The 14599-nt window shown below is 70.9% G+C and carries 19 protein-coding genes; 14 read left to right on the plus strand and 5 right to left on the minus strand.

Going from position 1 to position 14599, the window contains the following annotated elements; all coding sequences use genetic code 11:
* Nucleotides 1-32 precede the first annotated feature (32 nt).
* A complete protein-coding gene (locus MLE42_RS04150) occupies nucleotides 33-530 on the plus strand; it encodes a hypothetical protein (RefSeq protein ID WP_243286624.1) in 498 nt (165 codons plus the stop codon).
* Nucleotides 517-1116, plus strand: a complete 600-nt coding sequence (locus MLE42_RS04155; RefSeq protein WP_243286625.1) for a tetratricopeptide repeat protein — start codon at nucleotides 517-519, stop codon at nucleotides 1114-1116. The genes MLE42_RS04150 and MLE42_RS04155 overlap by 14 nt, the downstream gene beginning before the upstream one ends.
* Nucleotides 1117-1164: 48 nt before the next feature.
* Here the strand turns inward: MLE42_RS04155 and MLE42_RS04160 are convergent, their stop codons facing one another.
* Both MLE42_RS04160 and MLE42_RS04165 read right to left on the minus strand, forming a co-directional pair.
* Nucleotides 1165-2169: an oxidoreductase gene (locus MLE42_RS04160; RefSeq protein ID WP_243286626.1), complete on the minus strand. Its 1005-nt coding sequence runs from the start codon at nucleotides 2167-2169 to the stop codon at nucleotides 1165-1167.
* Nucleotides 2170-2253: 84 nt separating this feature from the next.
* Nucleotides 2254-2781, minus strand: a complete 528-nt coding sequence (locus tag MLE42_RS04165; protein WP_243286627.1) for a DinB family protein — start codon at nucleotides 2779-2781, stop codon at nucleotides 2254-2256.
* A gap of 338 nt (nucleotides 2782-3119) precedes the next feature.
* On the opposite strand from MLE42_RS04165, the gene MLE42_RS04170 reads away from it, so the two are divergent.
* The 6 genes from MLE42_RS04170 (at nucleotide 3120) to MLE42_RS04195 (ending at nucleotide 8457) form a co-directional block, all read left to right on the plus strand.
* Nucleotides 3120-3710, plus strand: coding sequence for a hypothetical protein (locus MLE42_RS04170; RefSeq protein ID WP_243286628.1), 591 nt, complete (start codon nucleotides 3120-3122; stop codon nucleotides 3708-3710).
* Between the two features lie 44 nt (nucleotides 3711-3754).
* Nucleotides 3755-5635, plus strand: a complete 1881-nt coding sequence (locus tag MLE42_RS15995; RefSeq protein ID WP_275975702.1) for a collagen-like domain-containing protein — start codon at nucleotides 3755-3757, stop codon at nucleotides 5633-5635.
* A gap of 94 nt (nucleotides 5636-5729) precedes the next feature.
* Nucleotides 5730-6152 (plus strand): Rrf2 family transcriptional regulator, encoded by a 423-nt coding sequence (locus MLE42_RS04180; RefSeq protein ID WP_243286629.1) that lies wholly within the window; start codon nucleotides 5730-5732, stop codon nucleotides 6150-6152.
* Between the two features lie 54 nt (nucleotides 6153-6206).
* On the plus strand, nucleotides 6207-7070 hold the full coding sequence (locus MLE42_RS04185; RefSeq protein WP_243286630.1) for an SDR family oxidoreductase: 864 nt from the start codon (nucleotides 6207-6209) through the stop codon (nucleotides 7068-7070).
* Nucleotides 7071-7185: 115 nt separating this feature from the next.
* A complete protein-coding gene (locus tag MLE42_RS04190; RefSeq protein WP_243286631.1) occupies nucleotides 7186-7641 on the plus strand; it encodes an aminoacyl-tRNA deacylase in 456 nt (151 codons plus the stop codon).
* A gap of 63 nt (nucleotides 7642-7704) precedes the next feature.
* Nucleotides 7705-8457 carry an SDR family NAD(P)-dependent oxidoreductase gene (locus MLE42_RS04195; RefSeq protein WP_243286632.1) on the plus strand — a complete coding sequence of 251 codons (753 nt, stop codon included), beginning with the start codon at nucleotides 7705-7707 and terminating at the stop codon, nucleotides 8455-8457.
* On the opposite strand, the gene MLE42_RS04200 is transcribed toward MLE42_RS04195, so the two are convergent.
* A complete protein-coding gene (locus MLE42_RS04200) occupies nucleotides 8438-8803 on the minus strand; it encodes an antibiotic biosynthesis monooxygenase family protein (RefSeq protein ID WP_243286633.1) in 366 nt (121 codons plus the stop codon). The genes MLE42_RS04195 and MLE42_RS04200 overlap by 20 nt on opposite strands.
* 111 nt (nucleotides 8804-8914) lie before the next feature.
* Between MLE42_RS04200 and MLE42_RS04205 the strand changes: the two genes are divergently transcribed.
* The 3 genes from MLE42_RS04205 to MLE42_RS04215 are packed head-to-tail and all read left to right on the plus strand — an operon-like array spanning nucleotide 8915 to nucleotide 11047.
* A complete protein-coding gene (locus tag MLE42_RS04205; protein WP_243286634.1) occupies nucleotides 8915-9697 on the plus strand; it encodes a helix-turn-helix domain-containing protein in 783 nt (260 codons plus the stop codon).
* Between the two features lie 33 nt (nucleotides 9698-9730).
* The gene (locus tag MLE42_RS04210) at nucleotides 9731-10468 is read left to right on the plus strand and encodes an alpha/beta fold hydrolase (protein WP_243286635.1); all 738 of its coding nucleotides are present in this window, start codon (nucleotides 9731-9733) and stop codon (nucleotides 10466-10468) included.
* Nucleotides 10469-10483: 15 nt separating this feature from the next.
* Entirely contained in the window at nucleotides 10484-11047 is a 564-nt protein-coding gene (locus MLE42_RS04215; RefSeq protein ID WP_243286636.1) for a hypothetical protein, read from the plus strand.
* Between the two features lie 201 nt (nucleotides 11048-11248).
* Here the strand turns inward: MLE42_RS04215 and MLE42_RS04220 are convergent, their stop codons facing one another.
* Entirely contained in the window at nucleotides 11249-12115 is an 867-nt protein-coding gene (locus MLE42_RS04220) for a hypothetical protein (RefSeq protein WP_243286637.1), read from the minus strand.
* Nucleotides 12116-12314: 199 nt separating this feature from the next.
* Nucleotides 12315-13544, minus strand: coding sequence for an MFS transporter (locus MLE42_RS04225; protein ID WP_243286638.1), 1230 nt, complete (start codon nucleotides 13542-13544; stop codon nucleotides 12315-12317).
* A gap of 62 nt (nucleotides 13545-13606) precedes the next feature.
* Here MLE42_RS04225 and MLE42_RS04230 point away from each other — a divergent pair, with 62 nt between their 5' ends.
* The 3 genes from MLE42_RS04230 to MLE42_RS04240 are packed head-to-tail and all read left to right on the plus strand — an operon-like array spanning nucleotide 13607 to nucleotide 14548.
* Nucleotides 13607-13912 (plus strand): DUF2164 domain-containing protein, encoded by a 306-nt coding sequence (locus MLE42_RS04230; RefSeq protein WP_243286639.1) that lies wholly within the window; start codon nucleotides 13607-13609, stop codon nucleotides 13910-13912.
* Between the two features lie 9 nt (nucleotides 13913-13921).
* On the plus strand, nucleotides 13922-14290 hold the full coding sequence (locus MLE42_RS04235) for a 5-carboxymethyl-2-hydroxymuconate Delta-isomerase (protein WP_243286640.1): 369 nt from the start codon (nucleotides 13922-13924) through the stop codon (nucleotides 14288-14290).
* Nucleotides 14291-14344: 54 nt separating this feature from the next.
* Nucleotides 14345-14548 carry a hypothetical protein gene (locus MLE42_RS04240; RefSeq protein ID WP_243286641.1) on the plus strand — a complete coding sequence of 68 codons (204 nt, stop codon included), beginning with the start codon at nucleotides 14345-14347 and terminating at the stop codon, nucleotides 14546-14548.
* The last annotated feature ends 51 nt before the right edge of the window (nucleotides 14549-14599 follow it).

The following is a 14599-nucleotide window of genomic DNA, read 5'->3' on the forward strand; positions in this document are numbered from 1 at the left end:
TCACGGGCTTCGCCCGTCAGGCGGAGATTTCCATGGACATCACATCGAGCGCTCTGAATCCGAAGATTCTGGAAGTGGTGAACGCGGGGGTCGGGGCCTTGGCCGTCGTCATCTTCTTCCTCGCCTGCTGGTTCGCCTACCCGGTCATCAAGAAGGATCACCCGAACCGTGGATCCATCCGGCTCTGCATGTGGATGAGCGGGCTGTCGCTGGTGTTCCTCGGCGGCGCCATGGTCTTCCTCTTCTTCAAGCCCGCTGGGCTCGCACACCAGGTCATGGTGACGGTGAACCCGGAGCACCTGGCTGACGAGTTCCATCAATTCCCCTTCCTCAAACGCGGCGAATCCGAGACCTTCCTGAAGGGGAAGGCCAGGCAGTCCCTGGAGGTGCGCGACCGGGACCAGCTGGACATCCATCTGGATGAGCTCTACGCCCAGTACCAGCATCAGAAGCAGCTGGCCGACCAGCAGCAGCAGATTCTGAGAGCCCGGGCGCAAGCCGCGACGGGAGGCGCCGATGTGGCCATGTAGCGTTCGGGAGAGGGCGATCCTGGGGGTGGTGGTGCTGGGCTGCACGCCGGCGGCCTTGGCTCAGGACAGGTACCAGCCGGACATCAAGCCCGCCGACGTCCAGCGGATGGTGCAGGCCCGGGAGCTGCTCCGGCACGGGAATTCAAAGGGGGCCGCGGAGGCGCTGCGGCAGCTCACGGTGACCGTCCCGGACTACTTCCTGGCCCACTACAACCTGGGCATCGCCTTGAGCAACCTCGGAGACAACAAGGGCTCCCTGGCGGCCTTGAAGCGGGCCCTCGCCATCAAAGAATCGAAGGCCCTCAATGAATGGAGCATCTACAACTCCACAGGATGGGCCTACATGATCCTTGGGGATGACCGCCAGGCGGAAGCGCTGCTGAAAGTGGCCGAGGCCCACGCCGACCAGCTGCCCCAGGGAAGCCAGGCCAAGCTGTGGAACAACCTCGGCTACCTCTACATGAGCCGCCACGCCTACTCAACAGCCCGCCCGTACCTCGAGCGCGCGAAGGCCTCAGGCAGCGCCTTGGCGGAGGACAACCTCAGGGTGCTCCAGCAGCTCGAGACCTCCGAACGGTCCAAGTGAGCGGGCTTCCAGAGGCCATCGCGGGGCTTTTTCCCGCCTTCCCCAGCCTCACCCCGCGAACCGAACCCCCGTGAGCCGTTCGCTCAGGGCCCACAACCGTTCGGCAGCCTCGGGGTCGATGGCGTGGGGGCGGACGCCGACGGTGCCGGGGGCGCCGGGCGGCAGGATGGGCGCCATGTCGCAGTCCTGGCAGTAGACGCCGCCCCGCCCGGCGAGCTGGGGGCTGGTGGCGGCCCAGACGCTGGTGGCGGCGCCCTGCTGGGCGTTCTTGAAGTCGCCGCCCTCGGCCACGGAGCGGCCCGCGGGCACGGTGCCGGGACCGTCCGCCGCCGTGAGTCCGAAGGCCTGCCGGTCCTCGTCGGTCATGTGCTGGCCCAGGTCCGTGAGGATCACGCCCGGATGCACGGCGAAGGCGCGGACGCCGCGGGCCTCCCCGCGCCGGTCCAGGCCCACGGCGAAGAGCACGTTGGCGCTCTTGGCCTGGCCGTAGGCCTGCCACTTGTCGTAGGGCCGGCGCTCGAAGTTCGGATCGTCGAAGTCCACCCCGGCCCGCTGGTGGCCCCGGGAGGAGAGCGCCACGACCCGCGCATCTCCTGCGGCCAGGAGCGCCGGCCAGAGCCGCGCCGTGAGCTGGAAGTGGCCCAGGTGGTTCGCGGCGAACTGCGCCTCATAGCCCCGGGCGTCCCGCGTGAGGGGCGTGGCCATGATGCCGGCGTTGTTGATGAGCATGGCCAGGGGCCGCTCCGAGCTCAGGAAGGCCACCGCGAAGGCGTCGATGGAGGCCGGGTCGAGCAGGTCCATGGGGGCCACCTCGACCCGACCTTCCACGTGGGGAAGGCCGGCCACTGCCGCGCGGGCCTTCGCCACGTTCCGGGCCGGCACCACCACCGTGGCTCCGGCTTCCGCCAGGGCCCGCGTCGTCTCCAGGCCCAGGCCCGCGGAGCCACCCGTCACCACGGCCACGCGGCCCGAGAGATCCAGCCCCCGCAGCACCTCGCGGGCCGTGGTGGCGGGTCCGAAACCGGAAGGAAGGGGCGTCTGCGGGCTGGGCATGGTCGGCTCCTCGGACAGGCAGGATAGCGGCGTTCGCCCCGGCTCGCCCCTGGGCGGGAGCGCCCCAGGCGCAGTGCGCGGTGGCTACAGGATGGCCATGAGCAAGCGCTGGAGCTGGTCCAGGTGCAGGAGGTCGTGGCCGGCGAGCATGGGCAGGAGCTGGCCCAGGGACTCGGGACCGCGCTCGCTGTGCCGGCCCGCGCGTGCCAGGTCCCGCGGCGTCAGGCTCCGCCAGAGGCGCAGGTTGTGGGGGCGCAGGGCGCGGAACTGCTCGACGAGCTCGCGGGGGTCGCGCTCGTTGTGGTGCTGCCCCACCACCCACAGGTCCTGGTCCATGACCTGCATGGCCGGGTTCTCCTCGCAGAGGATGAGCCGGGCGCGGTAGCCGTAGACCCACTCGCAGTCGCAGAGGTGGCCGATGACCTCGCAGGGCGTCCACTTCCCGGCGATGGGCCGCGTCTGAAGGCGCTTCCCGGCGTGATCCCGGACCAGGCCCGCCAGCGCGTCGCCCGTCGAGCCGAGCACCGCGAGCGGATCCCGGTCCCCCAGGAACCCCAGGATTCTCGCCCGGTAGGCGGCGGTGGCGTCCTGCGGATCCGGGGTGGTCGCCATGGAGTCCTCCGTGGGGGTGGGGGAGAGCCTAGCCAGGAACGGCCGCCAACGGAAGCCTCGGGCCTCGAAAGGAACGGCGTCAAAAGCCTCCGCGAAGCCCACGAAGAAGAACGCACAGGCCGCGAAGGCGGGCCGGCGCCCTGACCAGGGCATCCAGGGCGGCTGCCGATGGCCTCATCCTCAATTCGCCACAAGTCAGCAGTACGGATGACGGGTTACAGCCTGTTTACAGAAGCCCGTCATTGCTTAAAACAACTATTAAAAAACGATCATTTAGCGTCTTGACATACTCCAATGGATCTAGGAAGAATAAGGCCTTCCACTGCTGAAAGATTTCTATGCGCATACGCCATCGACTCGCGGGCGCCGGTCTGGTTGCCGGTCTGCTTCTCCCCCTCCTGGCCTGCTTCGGCAACACCCGGCCGGCCGCCACGGCCGGCGGGGCCTTCCTGGCGCAGGTGAGCCCCGGGAGCCTGAGCATCCCCGCGGGCGGCGGCGGCTACGTCTCGGTGACCACGGCCCGCGCCCTGCCCCACTTCCCCAACCTCCAGGGCCCCCTGACCCTCAGCCTGGACCAGGCCCCCGCCGGCGTGACCGGCAGCGGGACCATCCCGGCGGGCCAGGGCACGGGAACCCTGTCCCTCTGGGTGGACGCCGCCGTGGCGCCCCAAGTGCTCCAGGGCCTCCGGGTGAAGGTCGCCGCCGCAGGCCTGGCCACCGTGGCCACCTTCGACCTGACGGTGACCGCGCCCCTGCCCCCCGGGCAGCTCCGCGCGGACCTGGTGCAGGCCAGCGGCCAGGCCCAGCAGGGCGGCGCCTACGCCAACACGCCGGTGGTCCAGGAGCCCGTGGCCGCCCGCCCCGCGTCGGACGCCGCCCAGGTCCAGACCCTGCGCCACGGGTTCCATCCCGCCGCGCCCGCCAACTGATCCCCCCGCGACCCCTCTTCCACATTCCCGCCCTGCGAGGTTCCATGCCCTTCCGTCCCACCCTCCTGACCCTGGCGCTGATCGGCCTGACCCCCGGCCTCCACGGCCAGGGGACGCCCGCCCCCACCGTCGCGGCCCCGAGTCCCCAGGTGGCCTACCAGGGCCGCCTGACGGAAGCCGGCCTGCCGGTCACCGGCACCCGCAGCTTCACCTTCGCCATCCTGGACAGCCAGGGGGCCGAGCTCTGGACGTCGGGCCCGCAGGACGTCTCCGTGAACAACGGCCTCTACGCCGCGGTGCTGGGCGGCACGGGCCAGCCCGCCATCCCCGCCTCCCTGCTGGCCACGCCGAACCTCAAGCTGCGCGTGGCCATCAACGGCGTGGCGCTCACGCCGGACACGGACCTGGTGCCCGCCCTCCAGGCCCGCAGCGCCTTCGAGTTCTCCGGCCCGCTGGCCGGCGATGTCACCGGCACCCAGAACGCCACGGTGGTGCTGCGCCTCAACGGCATCCCCCTCGACACTGCGGCCCCCTCTGCGGGTCAGGCCCTGGTCTTCAACGGCTCCACCTGGGCGCCCGCCACGGCCGCGGGCCCCGTGGGCCCCGAAGGCCCGCAGGGGCCTGCCGGTCCTGTGGGCGCCGCGGGCGCGACAGGCGCCACGGGCCCCGCCGGTCCCCAGGGCCTGCCCGGCATCCAGGGCGCCACCGGCCCCCAGGGTGCGGCTGGTCCTCAGGGCGCGGCGGGGAAGACAGTCCTCAACGGCATCGTTCCACCCGCGGCCAGCCTGGGCGTGGACGGGGACTTCTACCTGGATACCGCCGCCAGCGTGCTCTACGGGCCCAAGGGCGCCCTCACCGCCGGCGCCTGGCCCCTCCCCGGCACCAGCCTGGTGGGACCGGCCGGTGTGACGGGCGCTACGGGTGCGACGGGCGCTACGGGGCCACAGGGCCCCATCGGGCTCACCGGCGCCACAGGTGCGACGGGTGCGACGGGGCCGCAGGGTCCCATCGGCCTGACGGGCGCCACCGGCCCGCAGGGTCCCATCGGGCTCACCGGCGCCACAGGTGCGACGGGCGCTACGGGTCCGCAGGGCCCCATCGGCCTGACGGGCGCCAGCGGCCCGCAGGGCCCCATCGGGCTCACCGGCGCCACGGGTGCGACGGGCGCTACGGGTCCGCAGGGCCCCATCGGCCTGACGGGCGCCACCGGTCCGCAGGGCCCCATCGGGCTCACCGGCGCCACGGGTGCGACGGGCGCTACGGGGCCGCAGGGAGCGACCGGGGCGACCGGGGCCACCGGTGCCACCGGCCCCCAGGGGCCCACGGGGCTCCAGGGCCTGACCGGTCCCGCGGGCGCGGCCGCCACCGTCGCCGTCGGCACCACCACCACGGGCGCCGCGGGCTCCGCCGCCGCGGTCACCAACTCGGGCACCTCCAGCGCCGCGGTTCTGAACTTCACCATCCCCCAGGGCGCCTCGGGCACCGGACTCCAGGTGCTGGATGCCAACAACGTGGTGCTGGGCAAGGTGACCCGCGCCGACAGCTACGGCTACACCGTCCTGACCTCCACCGGCTACCTCCTGGACATGTCCTGGGACGGCACCGTCTACCCCGCCCAGGCCTACTTCACGACCTACACCGGCGGCGTGTGCAGCGGCACGGTCTACCTGAACGACGGCGGCAATCCGGGCTCCCTGCTCTGGGGCAAGACGGCCTACTGGGTGGGCTCCAAGAACAGCTTCATGGTCCCCTCGACCGTCAACGCTTCGGGCATGAGCCTCTCGGTGTCCTTCACCAGCCAGGGCATCGACAACCCCACCTGCTATGCCTCCGGCGGCTCCGTCAGCGGCTGGCTGCTGAAGACCATCACCAACGCCGCGCTGGGCCTGCCCGCGAGCGTCGCCGCCCCGCTGAAGCTGCAGTAGGCCGGGCCGAGGGTCCCGCGAGCGTCCTGCTGCGCAAAATCCTTTTGACAGGTTCCCAATTCGAAACCATCATGGTTACGGATTGGGAACCCGCATGACCAACACCCGCTACACCGTCGCCATCCATGTGCTCACCCTGCTGGCCTACGCGGGGCCCGAGGCCCTCACCTCGGAATACATCGCCGGCAGCGTGAACACCAACCCCGTGGTGATCCGCCGCATCCTGGCGGGTCTGCGGGAGGCCGGACTGGTGCGCAGCCAGGGCGGGCCGGGGGGCGGCTGGCAGCTGCTCCGGGCCCCGGAGGCCGTGAGCCTCCTGGACGTGCTGCGGGCCGTGGACACGGAAGCCTCCTTCCCCCTGCACGCCACGCCCCCGAACCTGGCCTGCCCCGTGGGCCGGTCCATCCAGGCCATCCTCACGGGCCACTTCCACACCGCCCAGGCTGCCATGGAACGGGAGCTGGCCCGCGTCAGCCTCCGCGACCTGCTGGAGGGTGTGAAGGCCCAGCCCGCCTGAGTTTTTTTGTCTTAATCCGCAACCGATACGGTTGCACTTCCCGCAGGAGCCTCCATGTCCGCCCCAATCGTCGTCACCGGCGCCGCCGGCCAGCTCGGCCGCCTCGTCCTCCAGTCCCTCCTGAAGCAGGTGCCCGCGGGCCAGCTCGTGGCCGCCGTGCGGAGCCCCGAAAAGGCGCAGGATCTGGCCGCCCTGGGCCTCCAGGTGCGCCGCGCCGACTACGACCGCCCCGAGACCCTGGCCGAGGCCTTCCGCGGGGCCGGCAAGGTGCTGCTCATCTCCTCCAGCGAGCTGGGCAAGCGCTTCGTCCAGCACCGCGCGGCCATCGACGCGGCCAAGGCAGCCGGCGTGCCGTTCCTGGCCTACACGAGCCTGCTGCGCGCCGACACCTCGCCCCTGCCCGTGGGTCTGGAGCACCGCCAGACGGAGGACTACCTCAAGGCCTCGGGTCTGCCCTTCGCGCTGCTGCGGAACGGCTGGTACACGGAGAACTACATGGCCAGCATCCCCCCCGCCCTGCAGCACGGGGTCCTCCTGGGAAGCGCCGGGGAGGGGAAGATCGCATCGGCCGCCCGGGCCGACTACGCGGAAGCCGCCGCCACCATCCTGCTGAGGCCCGACCAGGCGGGCCGCGTCTACGAGCTGGCGGGGGACTCGGCCTATACGCTGGCCGGCCTGGCCGCCGAGATCGCCCGCCAGGCCGGGAAGCCCGTGGCCTATCAGAACCTGCCCGAGGCCGAGTTCATGGCCATCCTGACCGGCGTGGGCCTGCCGGAACCCATCGCCCGCCTCCTGGCCGAATCGGACACGGGCGCGGCCAAGGGCGGCCTCTTCGACGACTCGCGCACCTTGAGCCGCCTCATCGGCCGGCCCACCACGCCCATGGCAGCCTCCGTGGCCGAGGCGCTCATGGGTTGAGGCACCCCACCGGCGGGGAGGCCCTCCCGGGGCCCGCTAGGAGGCGGTGGCCGCCGGTGGCCCCCCGCCGCGTTCCGCCCATCCTTGGGGGTGCGCTGTGTCGAAGGAGGCTGCCATGGCCACGACGAAGCTGGAGGAATTCCTCAACCAGAACGGGGTGGTCCACCAGATCATCCATCACCCGCTGGCCTTCACGGCCACTTCGGTGGCCGGGGCCGCCCACATCAAAGGCAAGGAGATGGCCAAGACCGTCATGGTGAGCCTGGACGGCCACCTGGCCATGGCCGTGGTGCCCGCCGACCGCAAGGTGGACCTGGAGCGGCTGCGCCAAGCCACCGGGGCCGTCAATGTCGAGCTGGCCGACGAGCGCGAGTTCATCGGCGACTTCCCCGAGTGCGAGCCCGGCGCCATGCCGCCCTTCGGGAACCTGTACGGCATGGACGTCTACGTGGAGCCGCACCTGGCGGCCGACCCGGAGATCGCCTTCAACGCCGGCTCCCACACCGAGCTGATCCGCATGGCCTACAAGGACTTCGAGCGCCTCACGCACCCGAAGCTCGTGGACATGTAGATCCGCTGAGATCGGCCTTTCCCAGGCGAGGCCTGGCGCGCCGGGCCCCGTGAGGAGGTTCCCATGCGCCTGAAGGGCAAGTCCATCCTCATCACCGGCGGCGCCAGCGGCATCGGGCTGGCCACGGCGGAGCGCTGCCTGGAGGAAGGCGCCGGCGTCGTCCTCGCGGACCTCCCCACGTCCCAGGGCGTGGCCCATGCCAAGGACCTGAACGGCCGCCACGCGGGCCGCTGCCTGTTCCTGCCCTGCGATGTCACCGCCACGGACCAGGTGGACCGGCTCATCGCCGACACCGTCAGGGAGCTCGGCCGCCTGGACGGTGTGTTCAACAACGCGGGCATCGGCGGCATGAGCCTGGCCCACGCCTACAGCGACGAGGACTTCCTGCGGGTGATCGACATCAACCTCATCGGCGTGTTCCGCGTGGCCCGGGCCGCGCTGCGCCGGATGTACCCGCAGGGCAGCGGCAGCATCGTGAACTGCGCCTCCATCCTGGGCGTGTTCGGCCAGACCATGGTGGCGGCCTATTCGGCGGCCAAGGGCGGGGTGGTGAACCTCACGCGCACGCTGGCGCTGGAGGCCGCCGCCAAGGGCGTGCGCGTGAACGCCGTGGGGCCGGGCTACATCGACACGCCCCTGCTCTCGGGCCTGGACCCCGACGTGCGCCGGGCGCTGATCGACCTGCATCCCCTCGGCCGCCTGGGCCGCCCCGAGGAAGTCGCCCACGCCGTGGCCTTCCTCCTGAGCGAAGAAGCCAGCTTCGTCACCGGCGCCCTCCTGATGGTGGATGGCGGCTTCACGGCTGGGAAGTCCTGACGCCGGCGGCCTGGTAGATCCCCCGCACCATCTCGACGCCCCAGCCCTTCAGGGCCGCGGGCAGGTCGAAGCCGAGCCGCTGGTAGTGGGCGCGGACCTCCCGGCCCGCATTCTCGTAGGCTTCGCGGCTGGCCCAGGCGGCGAGGGTCACGAGGTTGAAGGTGGACGCCCCGTCCCGCTGCTCGAGGACCAGGTGGCCCCGGAAGCCGGGCAGGGTGCGGATGAAGGCCAGGTTCTGCTGCATCCGGTCCGTGAACGCCGCCCGGGCGGCCTGGGGCACCGTGAAGGCGTCGTGCAGGAAGCAGAGTCCGGGCTCGCGGTCGAGATCGAGGGAGAAGGTGGACATGGGGGCTCCTGGGGGCGGGCGGAACGGTCTGCGCCGCCCTCCGATTCTTGTCGCGACGGCCATTGGGAACTTGTATGAATTCAGGAACTCCATGCCGGGTAGGATCACCCCATGCAGGTCCACGCCTTCGCCCCCACCGAAGCGCTCGCGCCCTTCGTCCGCACCTTCGAGATCATCGAGGCGGGCGACGCCGGGGAGAAGCTGCTCATCCCGGAGACGGGGCTGATCCTCGGCTTCCGATACGCGGGTTCCTCGAGCCTGGTGGAAGGCGCCGCGCGGCTCGAGGTCCCGGACCATGTCGTGACGGGCCTGCGAGCGACGGCCCGCCGCATGGTCACCGCCGCCGGCAGCGGGATCATCCTGGCGAAGTTCCGGGACGGGGCGGCCGGGGCCTTCTTCGATCCGCCGCTGCACCAGCTCTTCGGGGCCACCCTGCCCCTCGAGGACCTGGTGGATCCCCGGGCGGTGGAGGCCGCCTCCGCCGGCATCCGGGCGGCCCGCAGCCACCGGGCGCGCGTGGATGCCCTCGAGCGGTTCCTGCTGGCGCAGCGGGCGCGCCGGGACTGGCGCGCGGACCCGGTGGTGGACGCCGCACTCCGGGCCATCCGGGCAGACCCCGGCGCCTTGCGCGTCGCGCCCCTCGCGGGGGACCTGGGCTTGAGCGTCGATGGGCTGGAGAAGCGGTTCCGCCGGAGCGTCGGGGCCTCGCCCAAGCAGGTGGCCTCCATCCTCCGCCTGCGGCGGGCCCTCGGCGCCCATCGCCCGGGCACGCCCCTGACCCGGCTCGCCCTGGACGCGGGGTACTACGATCAGGCCCACTTCATCCGCCAGGTCGTGGCCGCGGTGGGTGTGGCGCCGAGGGCCTTCCTCCACGCCGCGGAGTTCTGCCTCTGAAGCGTTCCCGCTCGAAGCTGGGATACTGCCCCCATGTCCCTTCCAGGTCCCGATCCTTCGCCGGCCCGCGCCGGGCGGCCGCTTCTGGTGCTGCTGCCCGGCCTGGACGGCACGGGGATCATGTTCGGGCCCTTCGTGGCGGCCCTGGAGGCCGCGGGCTTCGAGGCGCGGGTGGTGCGCTACCCGCCGGCCCTGGTGTCCTACCCCGCCTGCGCCCACTTCGCCCGCACGCTGCTGCCCCGGGACCGGCCCTTCCTGCTGCTGGGGGAATCCTTCTCGGGCCCCGTGACCCTGGCCCTGGCGGCGGAGGCGCCGGAGTACCTGATGGGCGTGGTGCTCTGCGGCACCTTCGCGAAGAACCCCCGGTCCGGCCTGGGCCGGCTGGCGCCCCTGCTGCCCATCCTGCCCAACCGCCTGCCGCCGGCGGTGATCCGCTTCCTGCTCCTGGGCCGCTGGGCCACGGAACCGCTCATGGACCGGCTGCGCGCCCTAATCCCGCAGGTGCCGGCCGCCACGGTGAAGGCCCGCCTGCGCGCCGTGGTGGCCGTGGACCAGACGCCGCTGCTGGGCCGCATCCAGGTGCCCGTCCTGGCGCTCGTGGCCGTCCGGGACCGCCTGGTGCCCCCTTCCGCCACCGCCTGGCTCCGCGCCCGCCTGCCCAACCTGGACATCGTGCGGCTCCAGGGCCCCCACTGGCTCCTCCAGACCCGTCCCGACGCCTGCGTCCAGGCCATCGACGCCTTCCTGAACCGCCTGCCGAAGCCCGGCTGATGGGATACTCGCCCCATGCCCTTCCTCGCCCGCCCCGCGATCCGCTGGTCCGTCCTCATCGCCCTCTGGGCGGTGGTGGGGGCGGTGCTGTGGATCCTGCTGGTGCAGATCTTCCTGCTGGCGCTGAATCCCTTCTGCCACGCGCAGCGGCCCGGCGTGGCCCACGTGGAGGTGCGCAGCGTGGACCGGGATTCCGACAGCCAGATCACGGACTTCGTGACGGTGAAGCACGGGGATTCGGAGCAGATCCTCAAGATGGCCAAGGCCGAGGCCGCGGAGCTGCGCCCGGACGATGAGGTGTGGATCCTCGACGCCTGGTACGCCGATGGCCTGCGCCCCACCCAGTTCCGCCTGACGCCCCTGCGCGTGCTGCTGGAATACCCGGTTCTGCTGCTGCTGCCCGCCGCCTGGGGCCTGTGGCGGGTGCGGAAGGCGAAGCGGGTGGCCGACGCCGCCCCGCCCCCGCCTGTGCGCCGCGTCTTCACCGACGACTTCCACCTGCGCGCCCAGCGCTTCGCGAAGCCAGCCGGGGAGAAGAAGGAAGATCAGCCACGGATGGACACGGATGATCGCGCATGAACACGGATAAGAAGTGGCTTGGCTGTCGGCCTGCCCGCCGAGAGTGATTGAACCGCGAAAAACGCGAATCGTCTTGCGTGTGGTCAGCCGCTCATCCCGCGGCTGGGGGCCGAAGGACCAGGCGGCCAATCTCCATCGCGTTTCGCGCCCTTTCGCGTTTTTCGCGGTTGCCTGCTTTCCAGCCCCGGTTCTCCCGGGCCCCTACTTCGCGGGTTCCTTCGCGGGCTTGGGCGCCCAGAAGGCGGGGTCGCTGGCGATGACGCCGGGACCGGGGTAGCTCAGCTTGGGGCTGAAGGCGAAGAGCTGGTTCTCCACGCCATTGACCGTTTCCACGAAGGCCTTCTGCATGGCTTTGCGGCCATCTTCGCCCAGGGCGTCCATGAACGATTTATTGGCGGTATCCATGGCATCCATGTCCGCCAGGGACTTCATGGGGCGCAGCACCACGAAGGTGGGCGACCAGGTGCCGGCCTCCACCTCGTAGAACGCGAAGGAGGCAGGGAAGTGGCTCTTCTCATAGGCGGCGAGGGCCATCTTCACGCCATCCTCGAAGGCCGCGCCCATGCCCTGCTTGATGCGGAAGGTGCGCACCCGCATGTACCGCATCTTGCCGATCTCCACGGGCGGCCCGTAGCTCAGGTCCTTGCGGAGGGTGCCCAGGAAGCTGCGGGTCCCGGCGAGGTGCTCGCCGTCCTTCAGGGAGATGGCGTCGATCTCCTTCTTGAGGGCCGGGTTCTTGTCCGCCTCGTTCTGCTTGGCTTCCCAGTCCGCGTACGAGCCGTAGCCCATGATGAACCAGGCCTCCGAGGGCCCTGTCAGCGAGCTCATGCCCAGGTAGTGCTCCGTGGACTGACCCTTGGCGAGGATGCGGCCCCAGGCGGCTTCCGTGGCCGCGTGGGCCGCGCCGCGGCCCGGCTTGACCTCCTCGCGGTAGAACATCATGAGGGGCGGCGGCGGCTGGGGGCCGCTCTGGGCCCGCAGGACCGTGATGCTCGGCGCCAGCAGGGCCAGGGCCAAGAGGAAGACCAGTCGGAAGGCCGGGAACGGGGAGAAGAGGGAATGCTTCATGGAAGCCCACCTCCAGAGGGCGGTCCCGAGGGTAGTCCTCCTTCATTGTCCATACCTAGTATTTTTTATGTTGTAACACCATCACCAAGCCCTTTAAATACAATTTAAAACCATCGAATCTCTAATGCTGGTTCGCCTTCGATGGTGAAGGATCCACCCAGAAAACGCGGAGCCTGCCCATGGACACCGACTGTCCAGTTCATGCGCCTTCGGACTTCCCCACATCCGAAGCCTTGAAGCTCCGGTACAGCAGCAGGTCGTAGAGGATCTTCAGGCCGCCCGCGATGATGAAGGGCGCCCCGGCCAAGGCGGGAACGGCCAGCAGGGGCCCGGCCAGCGAGGGCGAGATGGCGGCGCCGGTGGTGCGGGCGATGCCGGTGACCCCCGCCGCGGCGGAGCGTTCGTCCGGCGCGACCACGGCCATGGTGTAGGCCTGGCGCGTGGGCACGTCCATCTGGGAGATGCTGAAGCGCAGCAGCAGCATGGCCACGGCCAGGGGCAGGGTCGGCATGAGCGGCACGAGGATCAGCAGCACGTTCGAGGGGATGTGGGTGAAGACCATGGTGCGGACGAGCCCGATCCTCCCTGCCAGCTTCACGGCGTAGAGGCTGGAGAGCCCCGCCAGGATGTTGGCCGCGAAGAAGATCGATCCCAGCGCTCCCGGCGCCACCCCGAACTTCACGTGGAACCAGTAGGCCATGATGCTCTGGATGACGAAGCCCCCGGCGAAGGCGTCCAGCGAGAACAGGGCCGACAGGCGCAGCACCACGCCCTTGGAGGCGTGCAGGCCGAAGCGGTTCGCGTGGGTGGCCGCGGGCGGGGCCTCCACGGCCGGGGACAGGCGGGTGAACAGGAGTGCGAGCAGCAGCCCCACGGCGGCATAGGCGAAGACCAGCACGCGGTAGCTGGCCACGGGGGTGTGGCCCGCGGCCTGGAGGGCCTGGGCGGACCAGCCCCCGGCCAGGGCGCCGAGGGCCGTGGCGAAGGAACCCGTGAGGGTGTACCAGGCGAAGACGCCCGTTCGGCGTTCCCCGGGCAGCACCTGGGAGAGGGCCGCCTGCTCGATGGCCAGGAAGGGCCCCACCTCGTTGCCCGAGGGGCTGATGACGCCGATGGTGGCTGCCAGCACCAGCACCGTGAAGTCGCCGCTGAGGGCGAAGGGGATGCCCGCAGCCACCATGAGGGCGGCGCCCACCATCAGCATCTTCTTCCGGCCCAGGCGGTCGGCGTGGACGGTGATCCAGAGCGAGATGAGCGTGTCGCCCACCAGGGTCAGCGTGAGCAGCAGCCCGATGCGCCCCTCGCTGAAGCCCAGCCCCGCCAGGTAGAGCACCAGCACCACGGACAGGAAGCCGTACGAGAACATCCGCGCCGCGCGGGTCAGGAAGAGGAGGCGGCCGTCGGCGTCCAGGCGGGCATTCGAGGACATGGGACCTCCCGGAGAGTCCCCACTGTACACTTGCCCGGCCGCCTGCCGGCAGAAGGTCGCCCATGGACATCAAGCTCTCCCCCGACACCGAGAAGCGCCTGCGCGGCCCCATCCAGCGCTTCGTGAACGAGGAATACGGCGTGAGCCTCGGAGACCTGGGGGCGGATACCTTCCTGCGCTTCTGCCTGGTGGAGCTCGGCCCGGCCATCTACAACCAGGCGGTGGCCGATGCCCAGACCTGCGTGCAGGAGCGCGTGAGCGAACTCTCGGACATCTGCTTCGCCGACGAGTCCGACTACTGGGACAAGGGCGCGAAGAAGAAGGTGGCGCGCAAGCCCCTGGCGGGCAGGCCCCTCGCGGGAAGGTAGGATCCGGCCATGCCCCACTGCATCCTCGAAGCCTCGGACAACCTGCTGGACGCGCCGGACTGGGCGGGCCTGCTGGAGCGTCTCCACGGAACCCTGACGGCCACAGGCCTCTTCCGGGAGGAGGACCTCAAGAGCCGGGTCATCCTGCACCGGACCTTCCGGGTGGGAGACGGCGCGCCGGATCGCGCCTTCGTCACCCTAGATCTGCAGATCATGGAAGGCCGCGAGGACACGGTGAAGTCTCAGCTCAGCGAAGCCCTGATGGCCGTGCTGGCAAGGGCCTTCCCCCGCACTTCGGCGGCCATGCGCCTGAACCTCACCGTGAAGATCAGCGAGCTGCACCGCGCCAGCTACCGCCGCCAGACCAGCGGCTCCTGAGCGTGCCCAACGAGGCTCCGACGGGGTATCGTTAGGCACCCCAGGAGGCCCCCCGTGGCCGAACCCATCACCCCCCGCCAGAAGATGCTGCTGCAGCTGGTGGCCCAGCACCCCGACGTAGCCCGGGACCACCTGCTGAAGGCCGGGGCGGCGGAGGCCGACCTGGTCTACCTGGAGCGCCAGGACCTCATCCGCGAACGGGCGGCCGGCCACTACCGCGTGAGCCACATGGGGCAGCAGGTCCTGAAGCGGATGTAGGCCCGGCGGCCTCCCGCGGAGATTCCCGGTCCCGGGCGGGCCCTCCCGATG

The sequence above is a fragment of the Geothrix terrae genome, from assembly GCF_022808775.1.
Taxonomy (GTDB): Bacteria; Acidobacteriota; Holophagae; order Holophagales; family Holophagaceae; genus Geothrix; species Geothrix terrae.